The sequence below is a fragment of the Neobacillus sp. C211 genome (assembly GCF_051842875.1).
Classification (GTDB): Bacteria; Bacillota; Bacilli; order Bacillales; family Cytobacillaceae; genus Neobacillus.
The window spans coordinates 84419-106315 of the sequence record NZ_JBPXRO010000011.1 but is presented as its reverse complement, the minus strand read 5'-3'; the positions used below and the strand labels follow the sequence as shown (position 1 = coordinate 106315).

At 38.7% G+C, this 21897-nt stretch carries 18 protein-coding genes and 1 pseudogene; 2 read left to right on the top strand and 17 right to left on the bottom strand.

Annotation, left to right across the window (positions count from 1 at the left end):
• Positions 1-87: 87 nt before the first annotated feature.
• The 8 genes and pseudogenes from ACSU6B_RS12460 to ACSU6B_RS12425 all read right to left on the bottom strand — a co-directional run bounded on the left by ACSU6B_RS12460 (position 88) and on the right by ACSU6B_RS12425 (position 9411).
• Positions 88-1455 carry a dipeptidase gene (locus ACSU6B_RS12460; RefSeq protein WP_410885603.1) on the bottom strand — a complete coding sequence of 456 codons (1368 nt, stop codon included), beginning with the start codon at positions 1453-1455 and terminating at the stop codon, positions 88-90.
• A 72-nt stretch (positions 1456-1527) separates the two neighbouring features.
• The gene (locus ACSU6B_RS12455; RefSeq protein WP_410885601.1) at positions 1528-3459 is read right to left on the bottom strand and encodes a fructose-1,6-bisphosphatase; all 1932 of its coding nucleotides are present in this window, start codon (positions 3457-3459) and stop codon (positions 1528-1530) included.
• Positions 3460-3610: 151 nt separating this feature from the next.
• Positions 3611-3985 carry a hypothetical protein gene (locus ACSU6B_RS12450; RefSeq protein ID WP_410885599.1) on the bottom strand — a complete coding sequence of 125 codons (375 nt, stop codon included), beginning with the start codon at positions 3983-3985 and terminating at the stop codon, positions 3611-3613.
• Positions 3986-4089: 104 nt separating this feature from the next.
• Positions 4090-4911, bottom strand: coding sequence for a formate dehydrogenase accessory sulfurtransferase FdhD (gene fdhD / locus ACSU6B_RS12445; protein WP_410885597.1), 822 nt, complete (start codon positions 4909-4911; stop codon positions 4090-4092).
• Positions 4912-4945: 34 nt separating this feature from the next.
• On the bottom strand, positions 4946-7303 hold the full coding sequence (locus ACSU6B_RS12440; RefSeq protein WP_410885595.1) for an FdhF/YdeP family oxidoreductase: 2358 nt from the start codon (positions 7301-7303) through the stop codon (positions 4946-4948).
• Positions 7304-7466: 163 nt separating this feature from the next.
• A complete protein-coding gene (locus ACSU6B_RS12435; RefSeq protein WP_168244478.1) occupies positions 7467-7832 on the bottom strand; it encodes a DUF2294 domain-containing protein in 366 nt (121 codons plus the stop codon).
• A 374-nt stretch (positions 7833-8206) separates the two neighbouring features.
• Positions 8207-8320: pseudogene (locus ACSU6B_RS12430) on the bottom strand (DNA alkylation repair protein); the annotation flags it as partial.
• A 59-nt stretch (positions 8321-8379) separates the two neighbouring features.
• The gene (locus ACSU6B_RS12425) at positions 8380-9411 is read right to left on the bottom strand and encodes a S66 family peptidase (RefSeq protein ID WP_410885593.1); all 1032 of its coding nucleotides are present in this window, start codon (positions 9409-9411) and stop codon (positions 8380-8382) included.
• A gap of 402 nt (positions 9412-9813) precedes the next feature.
• Between ACSU6B_RS12425 and lspA the strand changes: the two genes are divergently transcribed.
• On the top strand, positions 9814-10251 hold the full coding sequence (gene lspA, locus ACSU6B_RS12420) for a signal peptidase II (RefSeq protein WP_410885591.1): 438 nt from the start codon (positions 9814-9816) through the stop codon (positions 10249-10251).
• A 238-nt stretch (positions 10252-10489) separates the two neighbouring features.
• Here the strand turns inward: lspA and ACSU6B_RS12415 are convergent, their stop codons facing one another.
• The 8 genes from ACSU6B_RS12415 to ACSU6B_RS12380 all read right to left on the bottom strand — a co-directional run bounded on the left by ACSU6B_RS12415 (position 10490) and on the right by ACSU6B_RS12380 (position 18939).
• On the bottom strand, positions 10490-11266 hold the full coding sequence (locus ACSU6B_RS12415) for an arylamine N-acetyltransferase family protein (protein WP_410885589.1): 777 nt from the start codon (positions 11264-11266) through the stop codon (positions 10490-10492).
• A gap of 243 nt (positions 11267-11509) precedes the next feature.
• Positions 11510-11746: a hypothetical protein gene (locus ACSU6B_RS12410; protein ID WP_410885587.1), complete on the bottom strand. Its 237-nt coding sequence runs from the start codon at positions 11744-11746 to the stop codon at positions 11510-11512.
• Positions 11746-12066 carry a YbjQ family protein gene (locus tag ACSU6B_RS12405; RefSeq protein WP_168244485.1) on the bottom strand — a complete coding sequence of 107 codons (321 nt, stop codon included), beginning with the start codon at positions 12064-12066 and terminating at the stop codon, positions 11746-11748. Before ACSU6B_RS12405 ends, ACSU6B_RS12410 begins: the two co-directional genes overlap by 1 nt.
• A 205-nt stretch (positions 12067-12271) precedes the next feature.
• Complete coding sequence (locus ACSU6B_RS12400) at positions 12272-13480, bottom strand: acyl-CoA dehydrogenase family protein (protein WP_410885699.1); 1209 nt, start codon at positions 13478-13480, stop codon at positions 12272-12274.
• Between the two features lie 16 nt (positions 13481-13496).
• Positions 13497-14684: a CaiB/BaiF CoA transferase family protein gene (locus ACSU6B_RS12395; RefSeq protein WP_410885585.1), complete on the bottom strand. Its 1188-nt coding sequence runs from the start codon at positions 14682-14684 to the stop codon at positions 13497-13499.
• A gap of 244 nt (positions 14685-14928) precedes the next feature.
• Positions 14929-15255, bottom strand: coding sequence for a DUF3870 domain-containing protein (locus ACSU6B_RS12390; protein ID WP_410885583.1), 327 nt, complete (start codon positions 15253-15255; stop codon positions 14929-14931).
• 308 nt (positions 15256-15563) lie between these two features.
• Positions 15564-17873: an RNA polymerase recycling motor HelD gene (helD, locus tag ACSU6B_RS12385; RefSeq protein WP_410885581.1), complete on the bottom strand. Its 2310-nt coding sequence runs from the start codon at positions 17871-17873 to the stop codon at positions 15564-15566.
• 193 nt (positions 17874-18066) lie between these two features.
• Positions 18067-18939 carry an SDR family oxidoreductase gene (locus tag ACSU6B_RS12380; protein ID WP_410885579.1) on the bottom strand — a complete coding sequence of 291 codons (873 nt, stop codon included), beginning with the start codon at positions 18937-18939 and terminating at the stop codon, positions 18067-18069.
• Positions 18940-19170: 231 nt separating this feature from the next.
• Here ACSU6B_RS12380 and ACSU6B_RS12375 point away from each other — a divergent pair, with 231 nt between their 5' ends.
• A complete protein-coding gene (locus tag ACSU6B_RS12375; protein WP_410885577.1) occupies positions 19171-19605 on the top strand; it encodes an Rrf2 family transcriptional regulator in 435 nt (144 codons plus the stop codon).
• A gap of 143 nt (positions 19606-19748) precedes the next feature.
• On the opposite strand, the gene ACSU6B_RS12370 is transcribed toward ACSU6B_RS12375, so the two are convergent.
• On the bottom strand, positions 19749-21773 hold the full coding sequence (locus tag ACSU6B_RS12370) for a glycoside hydrolase family 3 protein (RefSeq protein ID WP_410885575.1): 2025 nt from the start codon (positions 21771-21773) through the stop codon (positions 19749-19751).
• Between the last annotated feature and the right edge of the window lie 124 nt (positions 21774-21897).

Genomic DNA, 21897 nt, shown 5'->3' with positions numbered 1-21897 from the left:
TACGATACTACACACTCAGCTTTAAATTCAAACACCTGAATCTAATAAAAGTGCCTGACACCACTGAAGGTGGTGTCAGGCACCATTTTACTTATTTAGAAGTTCTAAAAAGGAACAAATCGTTAAGATTCCTTTATCAAAGTTTTCTAAGTTAAAGTGTTCGTTTGGAGCATGAAGATTTTCATCTGGCAGACCGAATCCCATTAAAACAACAGGTGCATGTAGGGATTGGTTGAAATCCGATACAATAGGAATGGAGCCACCTTCTCTTTTGTAAACAGGCGATTTCCCATAAACAATTTCATACGCTTCGGCCGCTTTTTGAATCATCGGACTGTCAATCGGCGTTAAAAATGGATTCCCCGTATCTTGTAGCGACACTTTCAGCGTGCATCCTATTGGTGCATGTTCTTCCAGATGCTTTTTAATCAATCCTTGAATCTTTTCAGGGTTTTGATTGTGGACTAGACGGCAGGTGATTTTGGCATGAGCCTCGTTCGGGATGACCGTTTTAGTTCCTTCCCCCTGAAATCCGCCCCATAATCCGTTGATTTCTAATGTTGGCCTGGAGCTGATTCTCTCAGGATAAGGATAATTGTTTTCCCCTCCTGTTAACTCAGTTAATGCTAACGATTTTTTTAACTTTTCTTCATCGAAACCCAGTGCTTTAATTTGTTCCTTTTCAAATGCGGTTAATTCCACTACATCATCATAAAAATGATCAACATTTACTTTACCATTTGAATCATGAAGAGTAGTAAGCAGCTGTACTAATAGATGGTTGGCGTTTTGAACTCCCCCGCCGAACATACCCGAGTGCAAATCAGAATTAGCGGTTTTAAGAGAAACTTCTAATGCACACAGACCTCTTAATGAATAAGTAATGGCAGGGACGCCTCTGTCCCACATATCAGAATCGGAAATAACAACCACATCACAGGATAATTTTTCTTTATTTTCGGATAAGTATGGCGGAAGATGAGGACTTCCGATTTCTTCTTCTCCTTCGATGCAAAATTTTACGTTTACCGGTAATTTACCTTCTAATTTCAATAGTGTTTCCACTGCTTTGATATGTAAGAACGTCTGCCCTTTGTCGTCGGTTGCCCCTCTGGCAAAGATCTTTTCATCACGGATCGTTGGTTCAAAAGGGGGCGTTTCCCATAAATGAACAGGGTCAACGGGCTGTACGTCATAATGCCCGTACACTAAGACTGTTGGGGCGTTTTCCTGATGAAGCCAGTCCGCATAAACAATCGGATGACCTTTCGTCTGGACGATTTCAACATGATCCATTCCAATGCTTTCTAATTTATTGGCAATCCATGAAGCCGCTTTTTGAATGTCCTCTTTATGCTCGGATAAGGAACTGATGCTTGGAATCCGGAGCAATTCTTTTAATTCCTCGACATTTTGATTATGTTGATTGGATAACAACTCGGATAATTGACTCATGTTCTCACCTTTTCAAGTTTATTTTCTATTCTTATTTTATACAAAAAGAATGGAGAAAACCCACAATCCGCTCTAATTCATATACCGATATTCCCTCAAACTATTCAAAATTGAAATTTCCTGTAATAGTTCTTTACCAATATTCGTTTCTCTTACTTTTTTTCTCACAAGTTCTTTATCCACTACTCTTTTTACCGATAATACATCCGTACCGTCACTTAATACATCTTCTTTTGAATGAAAATGTTTATGAGCCACCAACTGCATACCGTAGGAATTATATAGTAAGGTGTATCCTGCTATACCTGTTACAGATTGATAGGGTTTTGAGAACCCACCATCGATAACAATCATTCTTCCATTCGCTTTGATGGGATTCTCTCCCTCAATTTCTTTCACTGGTGTATGACCGTTGATAATATGACCCTGCTCAGGGTCGAGATCAAATTCAGCAAGGAGTTTTTTGCAAAGTTCTTCATTCTCTCGTAAGTAATAATAAGGGTTCTTTTTCTCCTTATGCGTTTCCTTATCCTTAATAAAGTACCTTTCAAAGGTGGTCATCGCTCGTTTTCCAAATAGGGATGAGTATTCTCCGGTCCATAAATACCAAACCATATCTGTTGCAAGGTCATCAGTCATTTCCGGGTGTTCAAAAGAATATCGTAAATTATATTCAAACGTATCAAGTAATTCACGGCCTGCATACGTTTTATTCTCAATCGTCATTTTTTCCATATTTCCTTCTTCATCTAAAGGAATGCAGCCATGAATTAATAAGTTACCGTTATATTTCAAATAAAGGCTGCCTTTTTTCATTAGAAATTTCATATGCCTAGCCAGCTTCTCGGAATGCTGCACGGAAAATAACAATTTTTCTATCACCTGTTTTTCCTCTTCTAATAATTGATCGGGCTGCTCTGGATTAACCGTTGCAAAGCAACTATTTACTAGAGGGTAGGTTTTCCCATATATGGTTATTTCGTTCTTTTCATAATCAATTTTCTCAAGCAATCGCCTTTCTGACATATTAAAATACGGGCGTCTCTTGATGATCGGGATTTCCAGTTTGAATTGAATCATCGCGATTGCTTGATGAATTTTTGTAATTTGCAGTTGTTCATGATCAGATGGACTTTTATCGGAATGGACCTTAGGTCTAAAAGCTGGATTGTCTTCATAATACTTTTCCGATAGATTAAGTAATGGTCTTAGATTGATTCCATATACGTCTTCAATAATATCCAAATTGTCGTATCTCGCACAAATACGAATAATATTTGCCAGACATACCTTTGATCCAGCAAAGGCACCCAGCCATAGGACATCGTGGTTTCCCCACTGAATATCTACTGAATGGTAACCGATCAGTGTTTCCATAATTTTATCTGGTTCGGGTCCACGGTCGTAAATATCCCCAACTACATGAAGATGGTCGACAACTAATCGCTGTGTCGTATAGGCAAGACCTATGATCAGCTTATCGGCCTGTCCTAAAGAGATAATCTGTTGGACAATTTTTGAATAATAATCATCCTTATTGGTGGAATCATTTTTTTTGTAAAGCAGTTCTTCAATGATATAGACAAACTGATTCGGCAAAGCCTTCCGTAACTTAGAGCGTGTGTATTTAGAGGAGGCAAAAGAGATGAGCATAATCATCCGCTCAATCATTTCTGTATACCATTGATTTAATTCTAATTCATTATAAAAATGATTTTTTATTAACTGAAGTTTTTCTTCTGGATAATAAATTAATGTTGCAAATTCATTCCTTTGGTTTTCCGTTAAGATATATTGAAACAGGTCATTGATTTTCTCTTTTACCTTCCCTGAACCATTTCTTAATACATGTTGAAAGGCTTGATATTCACCATGTAAATCACTGACAAAATGTTCAGTCCCCTTTGGTAGATTTAGGATGGATTCGAGATTAATAATTTCTGTTGCTACTTTTTCTGCACTATCATATTTTTGGGCGAGTAAATCTAGATATTTTGCATTCAAAAAATATGTATCCCCTTTCAGAATTGGCTGCGTTTCTCTTATTAACATCATTCATTAATGCTATTATAAGGGATAAATAGTATATATTTGATAAAATAATACAAATTTTTATTGTCTTTATATGCAAAAGAAGGAAACTTGATGGCTGCAATCACAGAACTTCGCGAAACACATCACTCTTCACCTGCCGTATCGCTTTTAAAATCATATCTTTCGTCTGTAAAAAGCTAGAATCATCTAACCAAACTAACAGCTGCTCTTTCGCATTCATGTTCGAAAAACCAAATCCATAGTCGTCCCAAAACTCAATAATTTCTTTTACATCTACTACTTTTTGATTATTATCTGTGTCAGGATTTTTGTCTATTTTTGGATTAAAAGCTTCTTGTTGTTGTTTTTCTTTTTTATTTTGATTTTTATTTTTATTTTCTTTTTCTTTTTGTCCCCCTTCCGTATAACGACTCGTTAACGCATCGTCATGCGCTCCACAATCAAAATCTAGATATGTATCATTTCCCTTCTCCAATAATCGGGCCCTTTTATGAAAGCCTAATTTCTAACTTACAATACATAGAAATTAGGCTTTTCATATTTGTGAGTGTTTTATCTTTTTTAAAAATGATTGAATCCTTATAACACAGATGACGATGATCGATTATATTCGATACCTTGAATGCGCTCCTGATGGGTGTAAACATTAAATCCGTTAGCTCGGATAAAGCCAACCGCCGTAATTCCGAGTTCTTCTGCTAAATCTAGGGCAAGATTGGTAGGTGCAGATTTGGATAGAATAATTCCTACTCCAATCTTGGCTGCTTTAAGTAACACCTCGGATGAAATTCGGCCACTGAAAGCAATGATTTTATCCTTACGTGGTATTCGGTTAATCATGCAATAGCCAAAAAGTTTATCCAGGGCATTATGTCGACCGATATCCGTTCGTGCTGCCACAATTCCATCCTTCGTACATAGTGCGGCATTATGAACCCCGCCGGTTTGTTGAAAATGTGTAGAGTTTTCTTGCATTTGCTTCATTAACTCACGGCATTGTTCCGGTGTAACCGTCAATTTGGTCATTACCGTTTTCGCTGTCTTTACATCGTTATGAAAGTAAAATTGCCGCCCTTTTCCACAACAAGAACCAATGAATCTCTTCGAATGGAAATCTTTTTGGAGCGAATGTTTACTCACAAGATCAACATAAGCAAATCCCGTTTCTTCATCAATATGGATCGATTGAATATCTTGGTAGACTCGAATCACACCCTCAGAAGCTAGGAAGCCGACCACCAATTCTTTCAGTTCAGAAGGGGTACATACCATGGTGGCAAACTCAGTTCCATCTAATATAATCGTTAAGGCAGATTCGACTGCAATGTCATCCTTTTCCTCTATGAAGTTATGTCCATTATACTTTACAATGTTTTGAGAAGTAGTGATTTCCTTTAACAAATTCGGTGCCCCTTTCCATAAAATATTCTTGCCCTTAACCAACTTCTGTTTCAAGCTCAGCAATCGGCTTTTCTAGATATTGGGTATCTTTACGCGCATGATATCGTTCTGCTTTTTCAACAGTAACCGTGATGTTGTAATCCGGAATGCCGGCAAATTTCTCATACCGACCGCGCGGCAGTAAGTAGTTACCCTCCGGGAAATGAACTTCTAAATTTCCTTTCGCAATATCAACAAATTTGGCCGTACCTTGGAAGACGCCAAATCCGTTATAAACAACAATTCCTTCGCCTTCAGCAATGCTTAATTTTTGCCCATCAACAGGACTCATTAATACATCATAACGACCAGCACCGTTTAACGGATCTACTTCTTTATACACCATCGAGTTAAACTGCTTACCACGGCGAGATGTAATAATAAATTGTTCTGGCTTTTTATTTAAATCCGGAATATCAACCGGAATTAAGGTACCTCTCCCATCTTGAGTTGGACAAATTCCATCTTCACATAACCAAGCACCGCCCCACTGGAAAACGTCTCCTTGCTTTTTCAAATACTGGATGCCGTCGTAATCAGGGTTTGCTATGGCAATTTCCTCACGAATTGTCTGCCCGTCAGCAAAATCGACCAAATGAAACGTTTCTGGTTTTACACGCTTGGCAAGGTCCAGATAAATCTTCCATTCTGCACGTGCTTCTTCAATCATGTTTTTGTTACCAGTAATTTCAGGAGAGAAGTAAACCATCCGTTCTGTTGATGTACTCGTGCCGCCTCCTTCTTGCTCATAACGCGTTTTTGCCGGTAACACGATGACTGCTTCTTTCGCATCAACTAAAGTCGATGTATTTAAAATAATATCTTGATGAACGCGAATCTCCAGTTCAGATAAGGCTTGTTCAATAAAATCTGGGTCAGGCATCGTTTCTAAGAAATTACCACCAGATAGGTAATATAATTTCACTTTCCGCTCATGATCTTCTGGAAGAACAACGTTTTCTAGTGTGACACCAACTATATCACCCTGCCACTTTGGCAGGTCAAATCCCCAAAGTTTTTCGATTCGCTCTACATTTTTCTCATCCCAGCCTCCGCCAGGTAAAACAAACGGGTCTGCCCCCATTTCTCCGCTGCCTTGAACGCTAGAATGTCCACGGAACGGCATGAGACCAGCGTGCTTTCGTCCTAAGTGTCCACGAAGGAGTGCCAGGTTTGCTACTTGAGAGATATTGTCAGTTGCAAAGGAGTGCATGGTCAGACCCAGCGCCCATGCATACACCGCATTTTTGCTGTTTGCTAAAAGCTCAGCTAATTCAATGATTCGTTCTTTAGAAACACCTGAAGACTCGATGATATCTTCCCAAGGTTGTTCTTGGACTTTTTTCTTTAATCCCTCGTAACCGTTTACATGTTCCTCTACGAACTTATGGTTAATCGCTGACCCATATGCTTTTTCCTCCATATCAAACCAATGCTTCATGATTCCATGCATAAAGGCAATATCCCCGCCAATGTTGACTTGATAGAAGTCATCGGCAATTTTTGTACCGAATAATGCAGACTCAGGGTTTGATGGAATCCAATACTTATCCATCGCTGGTTCACGGTATGGGTTAACAACAATGATTTTGGTTCCTTTTTTCTTTGCTTCAAGCATATATTTCGAAGATACAGGTGATGAGTTCGAAGCGACACTTCCCCAAAACAATAAGACATCTGTTCCAATCCAATCTAAATAATTGGATGTCGAAGCTCCCACTCCAATGGAACGTTTTAAAGCTGTTTTACTTGGAGCATGGCAAATACGGGAAGCGTTATCAATGTGATTGGTCCCAAGAAAACGAGCTACCTTTGCTGCAACATAATAGCTTTCGTTTGTAATCCCTCGAGCGGTTAAATAAAATGAATATTGTTTAGGATCCAACTTTTTCATTTTATCTGCAATTAAATCCATTGCGCCATCCCATGTAATCCGTGAAAATTTACGTTCCCCTTTTCGACGAATCATTGGATATGGAATCCGACCTAGCTTACGAAGTTCACTGCTATCATACTTCCTTAGTTCATCGATATCTGCATGAAGAATTTCAGGCGAAATCGCAGGCATAGTATTTAGCCGAAGCACATTCAAACGTGTGGTGCAAACATGTGGCCCCTCTAATGTTTGGTCATACAACCCTGAAACACCGAGTGCACAACCGTCACAAACCCCTTTTGTAATAATACGTGTGGCATAGCCGATATTGTCTTTATTATCCCAAGCAATTTTCATCGTATCGCGGATATGCTGCGGCTTAATCTTTCCTAATCCAAAAGGAATTGGACTAACCCAGTATTTAGGGGCAGGTAACATTGCCTTTTTTTGTGGTCCTGGATGTTGAGTTTTTCCCATTTTCATTTCCTCCTCAATCATGTCAATTGCAATTTTTCAAATAAAAAACCACCTAAGATTATATTCATCCGATAAAACGGACAAATAGCTCTAGGTGGTTAGTCTTTAACAGGGTCGCTGTCAAGTGCCAACAATATGTAGTTGAATGATGTTTTCATTGGGGTTAACTTTTTAAGTTAAACTTTTCCTCAATATCTTGATCAAACACGAAGATTGACATCCCCATGTCGTCTTCAATATCAATATCCACAAAGACACGAATGAATCTTGCACCAAGTAGTTCTTCCATTTCCTGTGGATAGTTTTTTTTATAAATCTCCTTGACCATTTCAGTACGAGCAGATCGTAACATTTGTCTCCCATCTTCCGCTGAAGCAATAAATTTTTCAATAGGAGATAAATTACCTTCTAATTCACAAATTGCCCAGTTCTTACAAAACGTTGTTCGAACTTGACTAGGGCCTTTACCCATATGACGTTTTCGATACGCGCGAACAATGTTACTAAATTCTGCTTCATATTTATTCACATGATTCAACTCACTTGTTTTACTCAATGTTATCACTATGTTAATGGTGTTTATTCTATAAGTATACTATATAACGGAATAAAAATAAAAACCATTGTAATAGATTCTTTTTAGATTCCTTAAAATAGGCGGAATCCCATTTGAATCATTACAACGATTCGCCTCAAACAGGTTCGCTGTTACGCACCAACTGTTATAATATTTTACCCTTGTCATATGAGTTAAAAAACCTCTTAACCGATCAACAGGTTCGCTGTTTCGTATTAAAAGGGACTCCTATTTTATATTAAAATCGTAAGTTTCACAAATTGTTCACATTTGACAACTTAATCGTAACATGGCAGTGAAATTAACACAATAGATAAAATTTTAAATACCATTTGTTCTCGTTCCGAGGCCTTATCATGGAGCGGTAAATATGAAATCGCGACTGTGTAGATAAAATTATTCATCGCGGATTTCGTTCGATCAGGAGAATCATGAATCGTTTACCACTTCCTTCTTTTTGATCATTCCCACTGCATGCTAATTATTATCTAGCAATTAATTATTCCACGCCACTTTCTAAAATCGTGAAAGTCTTTTTATCACAATTAATTTCCGCCCTTGCTCCATAGGGCAATATAAATTTCGGTTCGGTATGACCAAAATTCAAGTTATATAGGATCGGCAAATCCTCCAAATTAAATTCCTTCATGACTTTTTGAATTTCAACTTTATATTCCTCGTAATATTTCTCGTCTTGCGGTTTACCAAAAATGATTCCATTGGCTTTTTGTAGAATTCCTTGTATGGCATAATTTCGCAACCAATACTTAATATTATTTGGTTCCGGCTTTTCTTCAGATGTTTCAAAGAAAAGAATACTATCATTCCAATACTTCTTTTCAGGCCAAAGCACTGTTCCTTTCGCAAACTCTAGTACCTCAATACAACCTCCAATCAGATGTCCTTGTGCTACACCTGAGCCTTGAAGTATCTCATAACCTACATTTTGTCGCATTGCCCGTCGCCGGTTCTTATTCTCTTCTATCCATTCTATACGTTCACTCGTCCATTCTTTGGCTGGTTGAATTTCGCCAATCATCTCATTTGAAAAGAGCGTTCGATTCACCATGTTAATCGTATATGGATCCATCTTAACGTTTTCAGCAAAATCGGTTAATATTGCCGGACCATAAAAAGAAGAAATTCCTGCTTTATGACAAAATAAATGTGAAACAGTTACATCTGAGTAGCCCATAAAAATTTTCGGGTTTTCACGTATAACATCAACATCAATATAAGGAAGTAAACGAATACTATCTTCTCCACCAATATTTGCAAAGATTCCTTTAATGCTTTCATCTTTAAATGCTGTCATCAAATCTTCAGCACGAGCTTGTGGATTTTTATAAAGATAGTCGCTCCCTTTTAAACTATTCGGCATGGGGATAACTTTCAGTCCAAAAACTTCTTCTAATCTCTTTACACCTTGTTCATACCGCCATCTAAGTTCTGGATCACCAGCTCCTCCCCAAGAAGGACTTACTGTAGCAACACGATCTCCCGGCAGCAATTTCTTTGGCTTTATTAACATATTTACTCCCACCCTTGTAGCATTTGATTAGCGAAGAATATACCATCCTCGTAGATAAAGAACATTTCACCTAGCTTTAATTTCTACAACATTTAATAAATTACCTGCTGTTATTTGACCTACATAGAAGATATAGGGTTTTATGAAGAAAACGGACATGTGCTTTTTCAGAAGCATGTGAATATTTAATGAACAAGCTAATACCGTGGTCAAATAAAAATGGTATGGAATCTATTTATCAATTAAATGATCCGTTCTCAATCCCGATTGTTGCTACTTCGCAATTATTCTACTTAACAATATCGAATAAACGTATTAGAGCTTCATAATAGAATAGAAATATGCTTTCAATTATACTGATGATTAGGATGCAAAGGATTCTACCAGAAAGAAGGACTATATATGCTATTTTACGTAATTGCTATCCTCGTTATTGTGATGGACCAGCTTTCTAAATATCTAATTCGGGCCTACATTGACATCAATGAAACATTTACATTGTGGGGAATACAATTCACACATATCGAAAATAGCGGGATGGCAGGAGGTTTATTTCAAGGCTATGCGCGGCTCTTCGGTGTTGTGGCTGTGTTGTTCGTTATAGGTGTTTTATATTTTCGCAAAACCGGAGATATGAAAGGTGCTCTCATCGATAGCAGTTTTGGATTCCTAGTCGGCGGAGCAATTGGAAATGGCATTGATCGACTTTTGTTTGGGCAGGTGACAGATTTTATTATTCGCTCTGGTGGAATTCTTAACTTGGCCGATCATGCTATCGAGATCGGGGGGTTACTGCTTATTATTTATGGAGTCGTTAGCTGGTTGAAAAAAAAGCACTAGCTTCTCTAGAAATGCATATGTGAAAATGCTCTTTTACTGTCTTTGCTAAAGTCAAAGGAGGATTATTTTTTTGGTTAAATGACAGTAAGGCTACGATCAAGCTTGCAAATGCAAACGTAATCATGAAGGTTTCATAGTCAATAAAAAAGTGAAAGTCCCTTTTTTAATATATAAACATACTATTACTGTTCGCCAGAAATGTTTGTTAAGTTCGTGCCCCAAAAATGACATTATGTTTTTACAGCCCAAAATGTTGTTTTGCCAGCTCTTTGAATTTTACCTTATCAATATTCTCTTTCGTGAGAATCCCGTCAGCCCATTGGGTAAATGTGGTATCCGTTAAGGTTATATTTCCGTTATTTGTAAGTCGAGTTATTAATGGATGTTTGTTAAATGAAGATTTCGGATGTTCGGTAATAATTGTTTGGATTTCATTTAACTTCGATAAATCTTCAATAGGTTTCTTGGTATCAAATGCATAGCCAATTTTCCAATCTGAATCTTTATGCTTTAATTTCATTTCTAAACAATAGTACCCATATTGTTGATTTACTTTTTTAATTCGAAACTCTCCATTATACGAAGAAATGGTCTCACCGGATATTGGAACGGGTTTTAACGGTAAATTCCCACCAAAACCCGTGTCAACTAAATAGGTTTGTCCCTCGTGGTTTACAAGAACCGTGACATGTGTCCTTCCAAGTTGATGATACTCTTCGGCAGCATGATTATAAACAACACCGTCTGTTAAGACTGCATTAAACCCATTTTCTAATAGGTAGAAATAGAAAAGTGGATTTAATTCGAAACAAAGGCCGCCTTCGTTTCTTTCCACTATTTTGTTCATTAAGTTTCCCTTTGTAATCTTATGAGTTTTGTTTTCAATGATAGATAAATTTTCAAACGGTATGTTTTGTGCTGTTTTTTCAAGAACCTCAGCTAAATTTTCAAAGGTAATTGTTTCGTTATTCTTAATGCCTATTCTTTTATGAAATAAAGACGTCAGTTTTTGCATTTCTACCCTCCATGCCCTTTTATTGCTTTATTTTCTGAAATTCCCTTTAGGTGAAAATATAATAATTAACGTCGAAACCTATGATAAATCCCTAGAAATTTATGGTATGAAATGAATAAAAGCCAGGATAATGAATTTTATCATTAGTTCATGATTCAAGACGGATTAGAGATCTCCACAAATAAAAAAGGTAAAAAAAATAACTACAAATTGTTTTACAATTCGAGTCATTTTTTTAGGCCATTATCTTTCCTTTTTATAAAAACGCTCCCCTGTTAGGGGATTATAGTACACTCTTGTTTTCTCATTGGTCACTGGGTCAATGTTTATTTCATCTGTTTTTTCAAATCCGGCGGGCACTTTATCACCCTGCCGACCTTTGAAACGTTTGTCATAAATAAGCACTCCTAATAAAATAAAAACAATAACAGCGATGATTTGCAAACCGTAATAGGTGATAATTATCCAAAGTCCGTTCATTACATTTTCTCGACTACGACTGCCGTTCCATATGCAAAGATTTCACTCATATTTTTTCCAGCTTCCCCTGAGTCAAAACGAGTCATAACTACTGCATTGGCACCCATCGCATTTGCATTCTTGATCATCCGGTCCATGGCTTCTTTTCTCGAATCCTCCAGCATTACGGTATATTGTTTAATTTCTCCGCCTACCAAACCTTTTAAGCTCGCCATAATATCCGCACCCAAGCCCCGGCTTCTAACGATTAAACCAAAAACAGGTCCTTTTACTTCGACCACCTTGTAGCCTTGGATATTTTCTGTTGTAACAACTAGCATACAAACACCCCCATCAAACATTCGTAAAATATATGAATAGCCTTTACTTCGTAAATGCGCACCCATTATTCCTTATTATACCATTTATAAAGTGTCAGGCACCATTCAATTATATTTTCCGATTACTTAATCCGGATTTACTAACTTGGAAAACGTCCAACCTGTCAAGAACCGTTCCCATGAGCTTCCATGCCCTCATGGCCAACTATTTAGTAACGCTCACTTGTTCAAAAGGCCATGAGGGCAATTGTTTACGCAGAGTCTTATCTTCCCTGTAACCTAAAGCGTACTCACCTTGCATAATCGTATGGATTTCCCTTGTGCCTTCATAGATCACAGGAGCTTTGGAATTTCGCAAAAAGCGCTCAACTGGATATTCATCGGAATAACCATAAGCCCCATGGATTTGAACGGCATCATTTGCAGCATCAAAAGCAGCATTACATGAAATCCACTTAGCCAGAGACGTCTCCTTTGTATTTCGTTTACCCTCATTCTTTAACCACCCTGCTTTAAAAACCAGCAATCTGGAAATCTCAAGATTTGCGCTCATCTTTGCAATCATTTGCTGTACAAGCTGGTGCTTTCCAATCTCTTTCCCAAATGCTTTCCGTTCATGGCAATACATAAGGCTTGCTTCAAGACTTGCTTCTATTAAACCTACTGCTCCTGCAGCCACTGTAAATCGGCCGTTATCTAGTGCAGACATGGCAATTTTAAACCCTTCCCCTTCTTCACCTAATCTGTTCACAACAGGAACTTTTACATCAGTTAAAAATACTTCTCCAGTATTTCCAGCACGAATACCCAACTTACCCTTGATCGCCTTCGTTTCTACCCCTTCAAAACTACGTTCGACTATAAATGCAGTAATTCCTTTATGCCCTAAATCATGATTTGTCTTGGCAAAAATTAAGAAATGATCAGCAACATCACAAAGAGAAATCCATGTTTTAGACCCATTCAAAATATAGTAATCTCCGTGCCTAGTAGCTGATGTATTCATCGCTGCAACGTCAGATCCCGCATTCGGTTCTGTCAATCCGAAAGCACCAATTTTACGACCTTGTGCTTGGGGGACTAAATACTTTTGTTTTTGTTCCTCTGTTCCCCATTGCATGATCGTCATGCAATTTAGTCCCGTATGAACAGAAACGGCTGTACGATAGGCAGTATCTCCTCGTTCCAATTCCTCACATACAATCGCCAGTGCATTATAATCCATGCCAGCTCCGCCATACTCTTCGGGGATACAGACACCCATTACTTGCAAATCCGCCAATTTTTTCAAAATAGCCGGTTCAAAATAACCTTGGCGATCCCACTCCTGAATATTTGGAATGATTTCCTTATCAACAAATTTTCTAACCATTTCCTTTACACTTTGCTGCTCAACTGTTAATTCAAAGTTCATCATATATATTTCCTCCCTAAATAATATTATTTTGTTTTAATCTCGAAATTTCTTCAGAATTGTATCCAATGCTCTCTAATAGTGATTCTGTGTGTTCGCCAAACAGTGGAGGATGGCGCCTCATAGTTACCGGTGTTGCCGATAACTTCAACGGTGAGCCAGTTAATTGAAGATGATCAATTAATGGATGTTCCATTTCGATAATCATCTCTCTAGCCTTTATCTGTGGATCTTCAAACATTTCAGCGATGGTGTTGATTGGGCCATTCGGAACCCCAGCAGCATCAAATCGTTCTTTCCACTCTTTTTTTGGCTTTTTTGAAAGCAGTTCTTCACAAATGGCAATCAGTTTATCGTTATTCTTTAAACGCTGTTCATTATGAATAAATTCTTCCTTTTCCGCTAATTCCGGTCTACCCAGGACAGCAGCAAATCGCTTAAACTGCTCATCGTTTCCTACAGCAATGACAAGTTCACCGTCCATGGTATTAAACACCTGATACGGGGAAATATTTGGGTGTCGATTGCCCAGTCGTTTTGGAATCACTCCGCTGCATAAATAATTACTTGCCACATTAATTAATGAAGAAATCTGGCAATCCATCAGTGAAATATCAATTTCCTGCCCTTCCCCGGTCTGGTTCCGATGCTGTAAAGCTCCCAATATGCCGATACAGGTATACAGTCCTGTTAACACATCTGCGATCGCCACACCAACTTTTACCGGATTCCCTTCAGGTTCGCCAGTGATGCTCATCAGCCCACTCATTGCTTGAATGATATAATCATAGCCTGGCAAATCCTTATAGGGACCCGTTGAACCAAAACCTGTGATGGAAGCCAAAATCAGTCCAGGGTTTATTGTTTTTAACTGCGAATAGCCTAATCCCATCTTTTCAAGTGTTCCAGATTTAAAGTTTTGAATCACGACATCGCTAGTAAAAGCCAGTTTGGAAAAGATCTTTTTCCCTTCTTCTGATTTAAGGTTAAGTGTCATACTTTGTTTATTCCGATTGGCACATAAATAGTACGCACTTTCTCCATTGACAAAAGGCGGCCCCCAGCCCCTCGTTTCGTCGCCTGATGCATAGTGTTCAATTTTGATCACTTCTGCTCCCAGGTCACCGAGAATCATAGAACAAAATGGTCCTGCCAGTACCCGAGAAACATCCAAAATTCGGATTCCATCAAGTGCCCCTTTCACAAAATCACCTCTTTCCGACTACTTATAAAACAAAAAGGAGCCAGCAAAGCAAGCAATGAAAAATTCCATTGATTGCTTTACTGACTCCTACTCATAGCTCGTCTTCCGGCGAAGGAAGATCAAGTGAATATAGTCAATTTAATATCATCATTTTTATTACGATCCATCTGGTCATGCAGCAAGGTTTTTGCTGTCATACAGTTGTTATTCTAACTATATACCAATAATTTGAATTTTTCAACAATTACTTTTCTGTAGATTTTATTTGCTGGTAATGGAGATCTAGATCTTTTAACGCCGCTACCAATGCATTGGCAGCCTTACCTCGATAATACATTTGAAGTGCAGCAATTGCGTCATCGATTCCGTCGTTTAAACTCATCCCCCTTAACACCTGGCCAACAAACCCACGGGCATGTTCAGTAGCCAATGTACAGGAGGCCTCGAGAATGACTCCATATTTTGAATCGACTTCTGCTGTAATCGTCAATGTCTCAAATACACTTTTCGCTGCCATCCCTTGAGGTAACTTTGCATGCCCGGCAATAAACAGAGTTTTTCCATTCATCATCTAATCCACCTCGCTTTTAAAATAATGATTTACATTTATTACATGATCTACATTTACTCTATTAATTTGGTTTCTGAGGGAAAACGCCTGACTACCAATTTTCCAATGATGATTTACGGTGGAAAAATTTAAGTCTTGTTAATGTATTCTCCAATTAATTCAATAATCCTGTTGTGTTATTTCAAGAAAGATAAGAGAGTCAGAACAATTTGTATCTTTTTTCATGTAGAACCGTGTCAAGAAATAAATCCACCTTTTTAAATAAAGTGCCAGGCACCTCTTCAAATGGTGTCTGGCACTTTATTATTTCATTTCGTATCAAAATGGACGGATGCAGCTCTATTTAATAATAATTCCGATGGCGCACTCGCATATAAATACAACCTATGCATCGGCCTGGTCATGGCTACATACAATAATTTGATGTCTAACTCTTCTTCTCTGTACGATTCTTCCATGGAAAGAATCAATACGGCATCAAATTCCAATCCTTTGGAAAGGTAGGAAGGCAGGATCACAACGCATCCCTTTTTCATATCTTCTTTTTCTTCTAATAGCTGTATTGGAAGACTGCTATTCTCCAGCATTTTATGTATTCGTAAGCACTCTTTGTCTGTTCTTCCAATAATCGCAATCGAGTTAAGTTCTTCCTCTTTGAGTAAATTAATATCATGTTCAAGTATCTTTTTTACCTGTTCCAAATTACCAGGGTCAATTTTCGTAAAACATGGTTTGTCCCCATGTCGAATGACTGGTTCTACTTTTGGTAAGTCTTTATCCATGATAGAAAGAATGTCATTGGCTAAATGCATAATTTCGACTGTCGTTCGATAACTCTTTTGTAAAGCTTGATAATTAGCATTTGGGAAAATGTCGTTTACTAATGGTTCCCAGCTGTTTAACCCTCGATAGGAATGAATCCCTTGGGCTAAATCTCCCACAATCGTAAACAATTCTGTTTCAAAACCTTCTTTTAGTGCGGCAAATTGGAAATAGCTATAGTCCTGTGCCTCATCAATGAAAACACTTTTCATTTTATATGGTTCTTCAATACCTTCTAATTTTGACTTCATGTAAAATATTGGAGCTAAATCCTCAAGCTCTAGCGCCTTTTTAGCAAAAATCCTTTGACAATAGTTACTTAACCTCTTGCATTCTAACTCGGAAAGCGTTCGAGAATATTTTTGTAACAGTTCAGGGGACGTAATCAATTCCCTATATAAGGTAAAAATATCTTTTTTAACAAAAGGTGCCATATAATTTTTTATTGCTACCTTCGATTCTAGTTCCACCCTACTTATTCTTTTTTCTTTCGAATCCATGAAGCTGACTACTTTTTCCGTTCTTTTTTCTGAATCCAGCCTGCTGCTAAAAAGGAGCTTTTCTAATGCATCGTCATATTTGCTATTAATTTTTGAAAGAATCATCGATTTTTTTATTCTTAAATCATTTGCTAATAGATTTTTAATTTTATCCAATCTCTTATAGATAGGTAAGTAGTGAAATTCATTGATAAATAGTTTTTTGAGTTTCCCCCCTCTCATTAGTCGTGATTTTTCAATCATAAAATCCTCGGAAGGTGCCAAATTAAACTCAATTTCTTTTAAATAGTGGTCAATTAACTCCTTAAAATCCAGCGATCCTTTATAACTAGACACCCATTGAATCCATTTTGATTTTTCGTTTCCGTTAATGAGCGCCATTAATTTTGAATTAGGAGATATTAATGTTAATTTCTTCCCTAAACAATTTCTCATAAATTCAATATAGGTGGTTTGTTTAATTTTGTTTACCCCTAGATCAGGCAGAACGGCGGAAATATAATCGATAAACAATCTATTTGGCGCAAGAATCATTAATTTTTCTGGAGGAAATCGATATCCAGAAGAGTAGAGAAAGTAGGAAATTCGATGGAGAGCAATGGTTGTTTTTCCACTTCCAGCCGCTCCTTGAACGATAATAGGGTGTTTAAGTGAAGCTCGAATTACTTCATTTTGTTCATTTTGGATGGTCGCCACAATTTCTGTTAAGCGATTATCCGCTTTTCCTGATAAGGATTTCTGCAATAGTTCATCATGTGTGGTTAAATCGATATCCCTAATCTCTTTTAATAGTCCATTTTCGATTTCATACTGCCGCTTTAACGATAAATAGCCACTTTGCGTTTCTCCATAGGCATCATACGAAACATTTCCTAACCGGCCATCATAGTAAACATTTGCAATCGGTGATCGCCAATCGACAATAATCGGAATCTGATTCACACGGTCAAACAGTGAGGCTTTCCCAATATATAAAATCTCTTCTTTGGTGTCACCACTGCTTGTAAAATTGATTCTCGAAAAATATGGTTTCCCGATGACGCTTGCTAACCGTTCCAATTCACTTTCGGCCAATTCTAAATATTGAGCATTCGTTAAAAGGGTCATGTAGCTTAAACTACTGTCTGACGTATCCAGTTCAGCAAAGGCTTCTTTCAAATTCTCGACAAACTGTTCTTTATTTCCCTTCGATATTTCCAGAACGCTTTTAATATATTCCTTAGTAAACTCTAGGCGCTCCACTTCTGTTTGATAATCTTTATGTTCATGAACTGATATTTGTTTTTTCGAGCTCATTCTCTTATCCGTCACCTCTCAATATGAGTTTTACAACGGGAACTGGCACAAAAAGAAACATCTACAATTTTTTGTAGATGCTTTTCTTTACATTGGAGCTATATTTTACCATTTAACGTGCTTTAATACAATAAACTTTTTGTAAACCGACCTCTGATTTATTCAAAAAGGTCGGGTTTTAAAGGAATTTATTTTATTTTGTTTGAGAAATTTGGTTAACTATTTGGGTTAATGCCTCATTAATCGGCGTAATTGGACGACCGAGTACCCTTTCAAAATCATTACTTTCAACTGCTAATGAACCATTTCGAATACTCTCTTGAATTCCAACAACAATTGGAATGACAAAATCCGGTAAACCTAGACCTTTCATGATTTCTGCATAAGTCTCATCAGTGACTTGTTGTACAGGTATTTCTTTACCCAATACATCGCCAAGAGCAGATGCTAATTCTTCTTGAGTTAATAGAGGAGCAGAAAGTTCATATACCTTATTTTCGTGACCGTTTCCGACAAGCACGGCTGCTGCTGCATCTGCATAATCTTTTTGTAGTGCCCAGCCTACTTTGCCTGTTCCAGCTGAAGTTACCCATGGAGCACCTGCAATCGCCCCTTGAATGCTCCCAATTTCGTTTTCCAAATACCAATTGTTACGCAAGAAAGTATATGGAATCCCTGTTTTAATAATTGCTGCTTCTGTCGCAACATGAGGCGGTGCCATTAAATTTGTGCTTTCTGTTGCATTAGCCAAACTTGTATAAGCGATATATTTCACTCCTGCCCGTTCAGCTGCTGTGACTGCATCTGTATGCTGACGAATTCTTGTTTCATTGTCACCATCCGCAGAAATAATTAATAAACGATCAATCCCTGCAAAAGCAGTATCTAATGTTTCCGGAAGGTCAAAATCTCCTTGGCGAACTTCTACTCCACGAGCTCGTAATCCTTCTGCTTTCTCAGGATTGCGTACACTGACAGCCAATTGATTCGCTGGTACAGTTTTTAATAAGGTATCCACTACTTTTGATCCTAATTTTCCTGTTGCACCTGTTACTAATATTTTCATTTGATATTCCTCCAATTGTTTTATTGTTAAAATTATTTTTATTATTGCCACTAACCTGTAATCAATTCAATTACCTGTAATCATTTTAATAACATGTTGATCTTTTGTCAACGTAAAAACCATTTATATATTTTGTTCGTAATTTTGGTATAATACACTTGTAATCAAATTGATTACATTATAATAATATGGAGATATTAAAGTGAGAGACAATAGAGAAGGTGAGCAAAGATGTCGGTTAGCAGCCGTTTTTCAGTTGGAATTCATATATTAACACTTCTTGAGGTTAATAAAGGCGAGGTAAACTCATCAGAGTTTATTGCGGGAAGTGTCAATACAAATCCAGCCGTGATAAGAAAAATTATGGGCATGTTAAAAAAAGCAGGATTAGTAAATGTAAGACCTGGTATTGCTGGGGCTGAACTAGCAAAGAATCTATCTACTATTACCTTGTTGGATGTTTATAAAGCAGTTAATGTTGTCCAGGAGAAAGAATTGTTTAGCATACATGAAAATCCCAATCCTAATTGTCCCGTAGGGAGAAATATTCAAAATACAATTGGTCCACTGTTTTCAATTGCCGAGGCGGCTTTGGAGAAAGCTCTCGGAAATGTAACCATTGAGGATGTAGTCAGGGATATTACTAAAAAAGAGAATAGAATGTAAAAATACAATAGAGAAAGCCGAGGATACCGTACTCCTCGGCTCTCAATTTGCATAAAACTGATTTTTAACTAAAGTTAATAGTTTTCAGATATAACCTAGATGAAAACACTTAGTGGTAATGTAGTATGACCGGCAAGATGCTCTTACTTTTTATAGCTGAGACCAAAGCCGAAGGTGTAGTCGTCACCCGCTGCATTTGTGTAAGTATAGTCAAACTTTTCGGCATATCCTGGGACATCAGACGCGTTCTTTTCTACAGCCTCTTGATTGGCTGGGATTGTGATAGGCAGCTTACCTGTTGGGTTAAAGCGTCCGCGAAGGACATCGAGTAGTGCTTCAGCCTTGACGCTGTAGGTAGCCACGACGGACGCAGCAGCAGGCTCTACCTCATCGATAACCCATGGATTGGTCATGTTGATCACAAGGGTAGTTGGGACGGCTGCTTCGATTTGTTTAACTTTTGCAACGTTAATTCCGGTGTTTGTGCCTAATTTAATGTCTACAGTAGAGTTGTCAGGCAACTCGAATGGACTTGGACGCAGCCAAACAACTGCGGCATTTGCTTCATCAAGCGTGTCAACGGTCGTTACTGTTGGGTCTTCCTTCGCAATCATCTTCTTCAATGCGTCTGTGCGACTGGCACTGTTGGAACCGCTAAACACTTCTACGTATAGCTTTGTATCTGCGATTTTTTCATCAGTCAGCGGCAGCATTCCTTGATTGTTGCGGAGAAGTGTTACGGACTTAAGATGCGCTTCGTCTGCTCTGGCCTGTGATTTTTCTGAGCTGGCAATGGCCTGAGCTTCTGTCGGATTCGTATATGGGTCCTCGAAAAGTCCGAGGTTGAATATTTCAGTAAGCAGCTGGGACACGGAAGGATCAAGGTCTTTCTCTTTAATTAAGCCTTTATTTACAGCAGAGATAAGGCCGCTTGGGTCGTTGTTGTCAGAGAAAATGTTAGTTCCTGCATCGATTGCCTTGGCAAACTTCTGCTCGATTGTTAGGTCATGCACACCCCAGTCGCGGTTGGTCAGCACGCCGCTGTCGCTGTTGACGTATCCCTTAAAGCCCATCCGGTCACGGAGCAGGTCAGTGAGGAGGGTCTTGTTGTAAGCACCGGCTACCTCTTCGAACTGCTGTGTCTCCGATTGCCAAAGCTCACGTGGAAGCTGTGCAGCGCTGCCCTCATTTTTAGGGACATTGTAGTAGGACATGACCGAGCTCACTCCAGCATCAATGGCAGCTTGGAATGGCGGCAGCTGATATTTGTAAAGGCTGCCAGGTGTTGGATAGGTCGCAAACTGACCGGACTCATTGTGCGGGTCGAGGCCTCGGACGACCGCTCCGTCACCAGGGAAATGCTTAACGGTCTGTGCGACAGACTTGCTGCTAAGCTCCTCACCTTGGAAACCAAGGACGAGTTCTTTGGCAATTTTTGCATTCAACGTTGGGTCTTCCCCGAACGTGCCGGAAATGCGGCGCCAGCGCGGTTCAGTCGCAGTTTCAATCTGATAGCCGTAGTCCTTCTGGATGCCGGCTTCGCGCCATTCGTCGCGGGCAATCTCGGCAAAGTCGCGAATGAGGCTGAGGTCACGCGTTGCCGCTAGACCCAGGGTTCCAGGCCAGGTGGAGAATTGACCGGAAGCCTCGCTGATGCCGAACTCGTTCTGTTCATTAATGTTATTCCTCGGGTTGGAGGTGAAAACGATCGGGATACCCAGCGGTGAGGCCTCGGCAATCTCCTGATATTGGTTTGCTCGCTCCGCTAGAGCTTTAGCTGAAAGATTGTCTCGGATAATAAGGTAGCGAATATGGCGATTATTGATGTAATCGTTGATGGCGGTCGTGCTAAGTGATGTGATTTGCATGATGCCTGCCTTCTCCTCCATGCTCATTCGCGGCAGGAGATCGGTTACACGCTTTTCGGTGGACAAGCGCCAGTCCTCGTAAGGATCAAGCTTGCCATTGGCATTGAGATCTTTGAATAGTCGTTGACCAATCTTAATAGTGGGCTTAACATGAGCTTCAACCGATGGCGCCTTTTTCCCACCAGCATTTGAGTGGTCCGGTGGTGAGGCAAATGCCCCGCCGGCAATCGTGGCAGCAGCCACACTTGTGATAAGAGAAGACATAACCATTCTTCTTAACCGTTTCGATTTTTTTGCCAATTTTGCTACCCCCTTGAAATTTGTTGAAAGTAAATCATAAAAGCGTTCGCAAAAAAATATTTATATTTTCCCTCCCTTGCGCCCAAAAACTTGACGTTCATTATTTGTAACCGGATACAAAATG

What these genes read in the sequence shown, in the direction of transcription:
- ACSU6B_RS12440 (WP_410885595.1), bottom strand. Translation starts at nt 7,303, where the DNA reads ATGGGAAAAACTCAACATCCAGGACCACAAAAAAAGGCAATGTTACCT.
- ACSU6B_RS12405 (WP_168244485.1), bottom strand. Translation starts at nt 12,066, where the DNA reads ATGCTAGTTGTTACAACAGAAAATATCCAAGGCTACAAGGTGGTCGAA.
- lspA (WP_410885591.1), top strand. Translation starts at nt 9,814, where the DNA reads ATGCTATTTTACGTAATTGCTATCCTCGTTATTGTGATGGACCAGCTT.
- ACSU6B_RS12400 (WP_410885699.1), bottom strand. Translation starts at nt 13,480, where the DNA reads ATGAACTTTGAATTAACAGTTGAGCAGCAAAGTGTAAAGGAAATGGTT.
- ACSU6B_RS12390 (WP_410885583.1), bottom strand. Translation starts at nt 15,255, where the DNA reads ATGATGAATGGAAAAACTCTGTTTATTGCCGGGCATGCAAAGTTACCT.
- ACSU6B_RS12380 (WP_410885579.1), bottom strand. Translation starts at nt 18,939, where the DNA reads ATGAAAATATTAGTAACAGGTGCAACAGGAAAATTAGGATCAAAAGTA.
- helD (WP_410885581.1), bottom strand. Translation starts at nt 17,873, where the DNA reads ATGAGCTCGAAAAAACAAATATCAGTTCATGAACATAAAGATTATCAA.
- ACSU6B_RS12375 (WP_410885577.1), top strand. Translation starts at nt 19,171, where the DNA reads ATGTCGGTTAGCAGCCGTTTTTCAGTTGGAATTCATATATTAACACTT.
- ACSU6B_RS12425 (WP_410885593.1), bottom strand. Translation starts at nt 9,411, where the DNA reads ATGTTAATAAAGCCAAAGAAATTGCTGCCGGGAGATCGTGTTGCTACA.
- ACSU6B_RS12410 (WP_410885587.1), bottom strand. Translation starts at nt 11,746, where the DNA reads ATGAACGGACTTTGGATAATTATCACCTATTACGGTTTGCAAATCATC.
- ACSU6B_RS12460 (WP_410885603.1), bottom strand. Translation starts at nt 1,455, where the DNA reads ATGAGTCAATTATCCGAGTTGTTATCCAATCAACATAATCAAAATGTC.
- ACSU6B_RS12415 (WP_410885589.1), bottom strand. Translation starts at nt 11,266, where the DNA reads ATGCAAAAACTGACGTCTTTATTTCATAAAAGAATAGGCATTAAGAAT.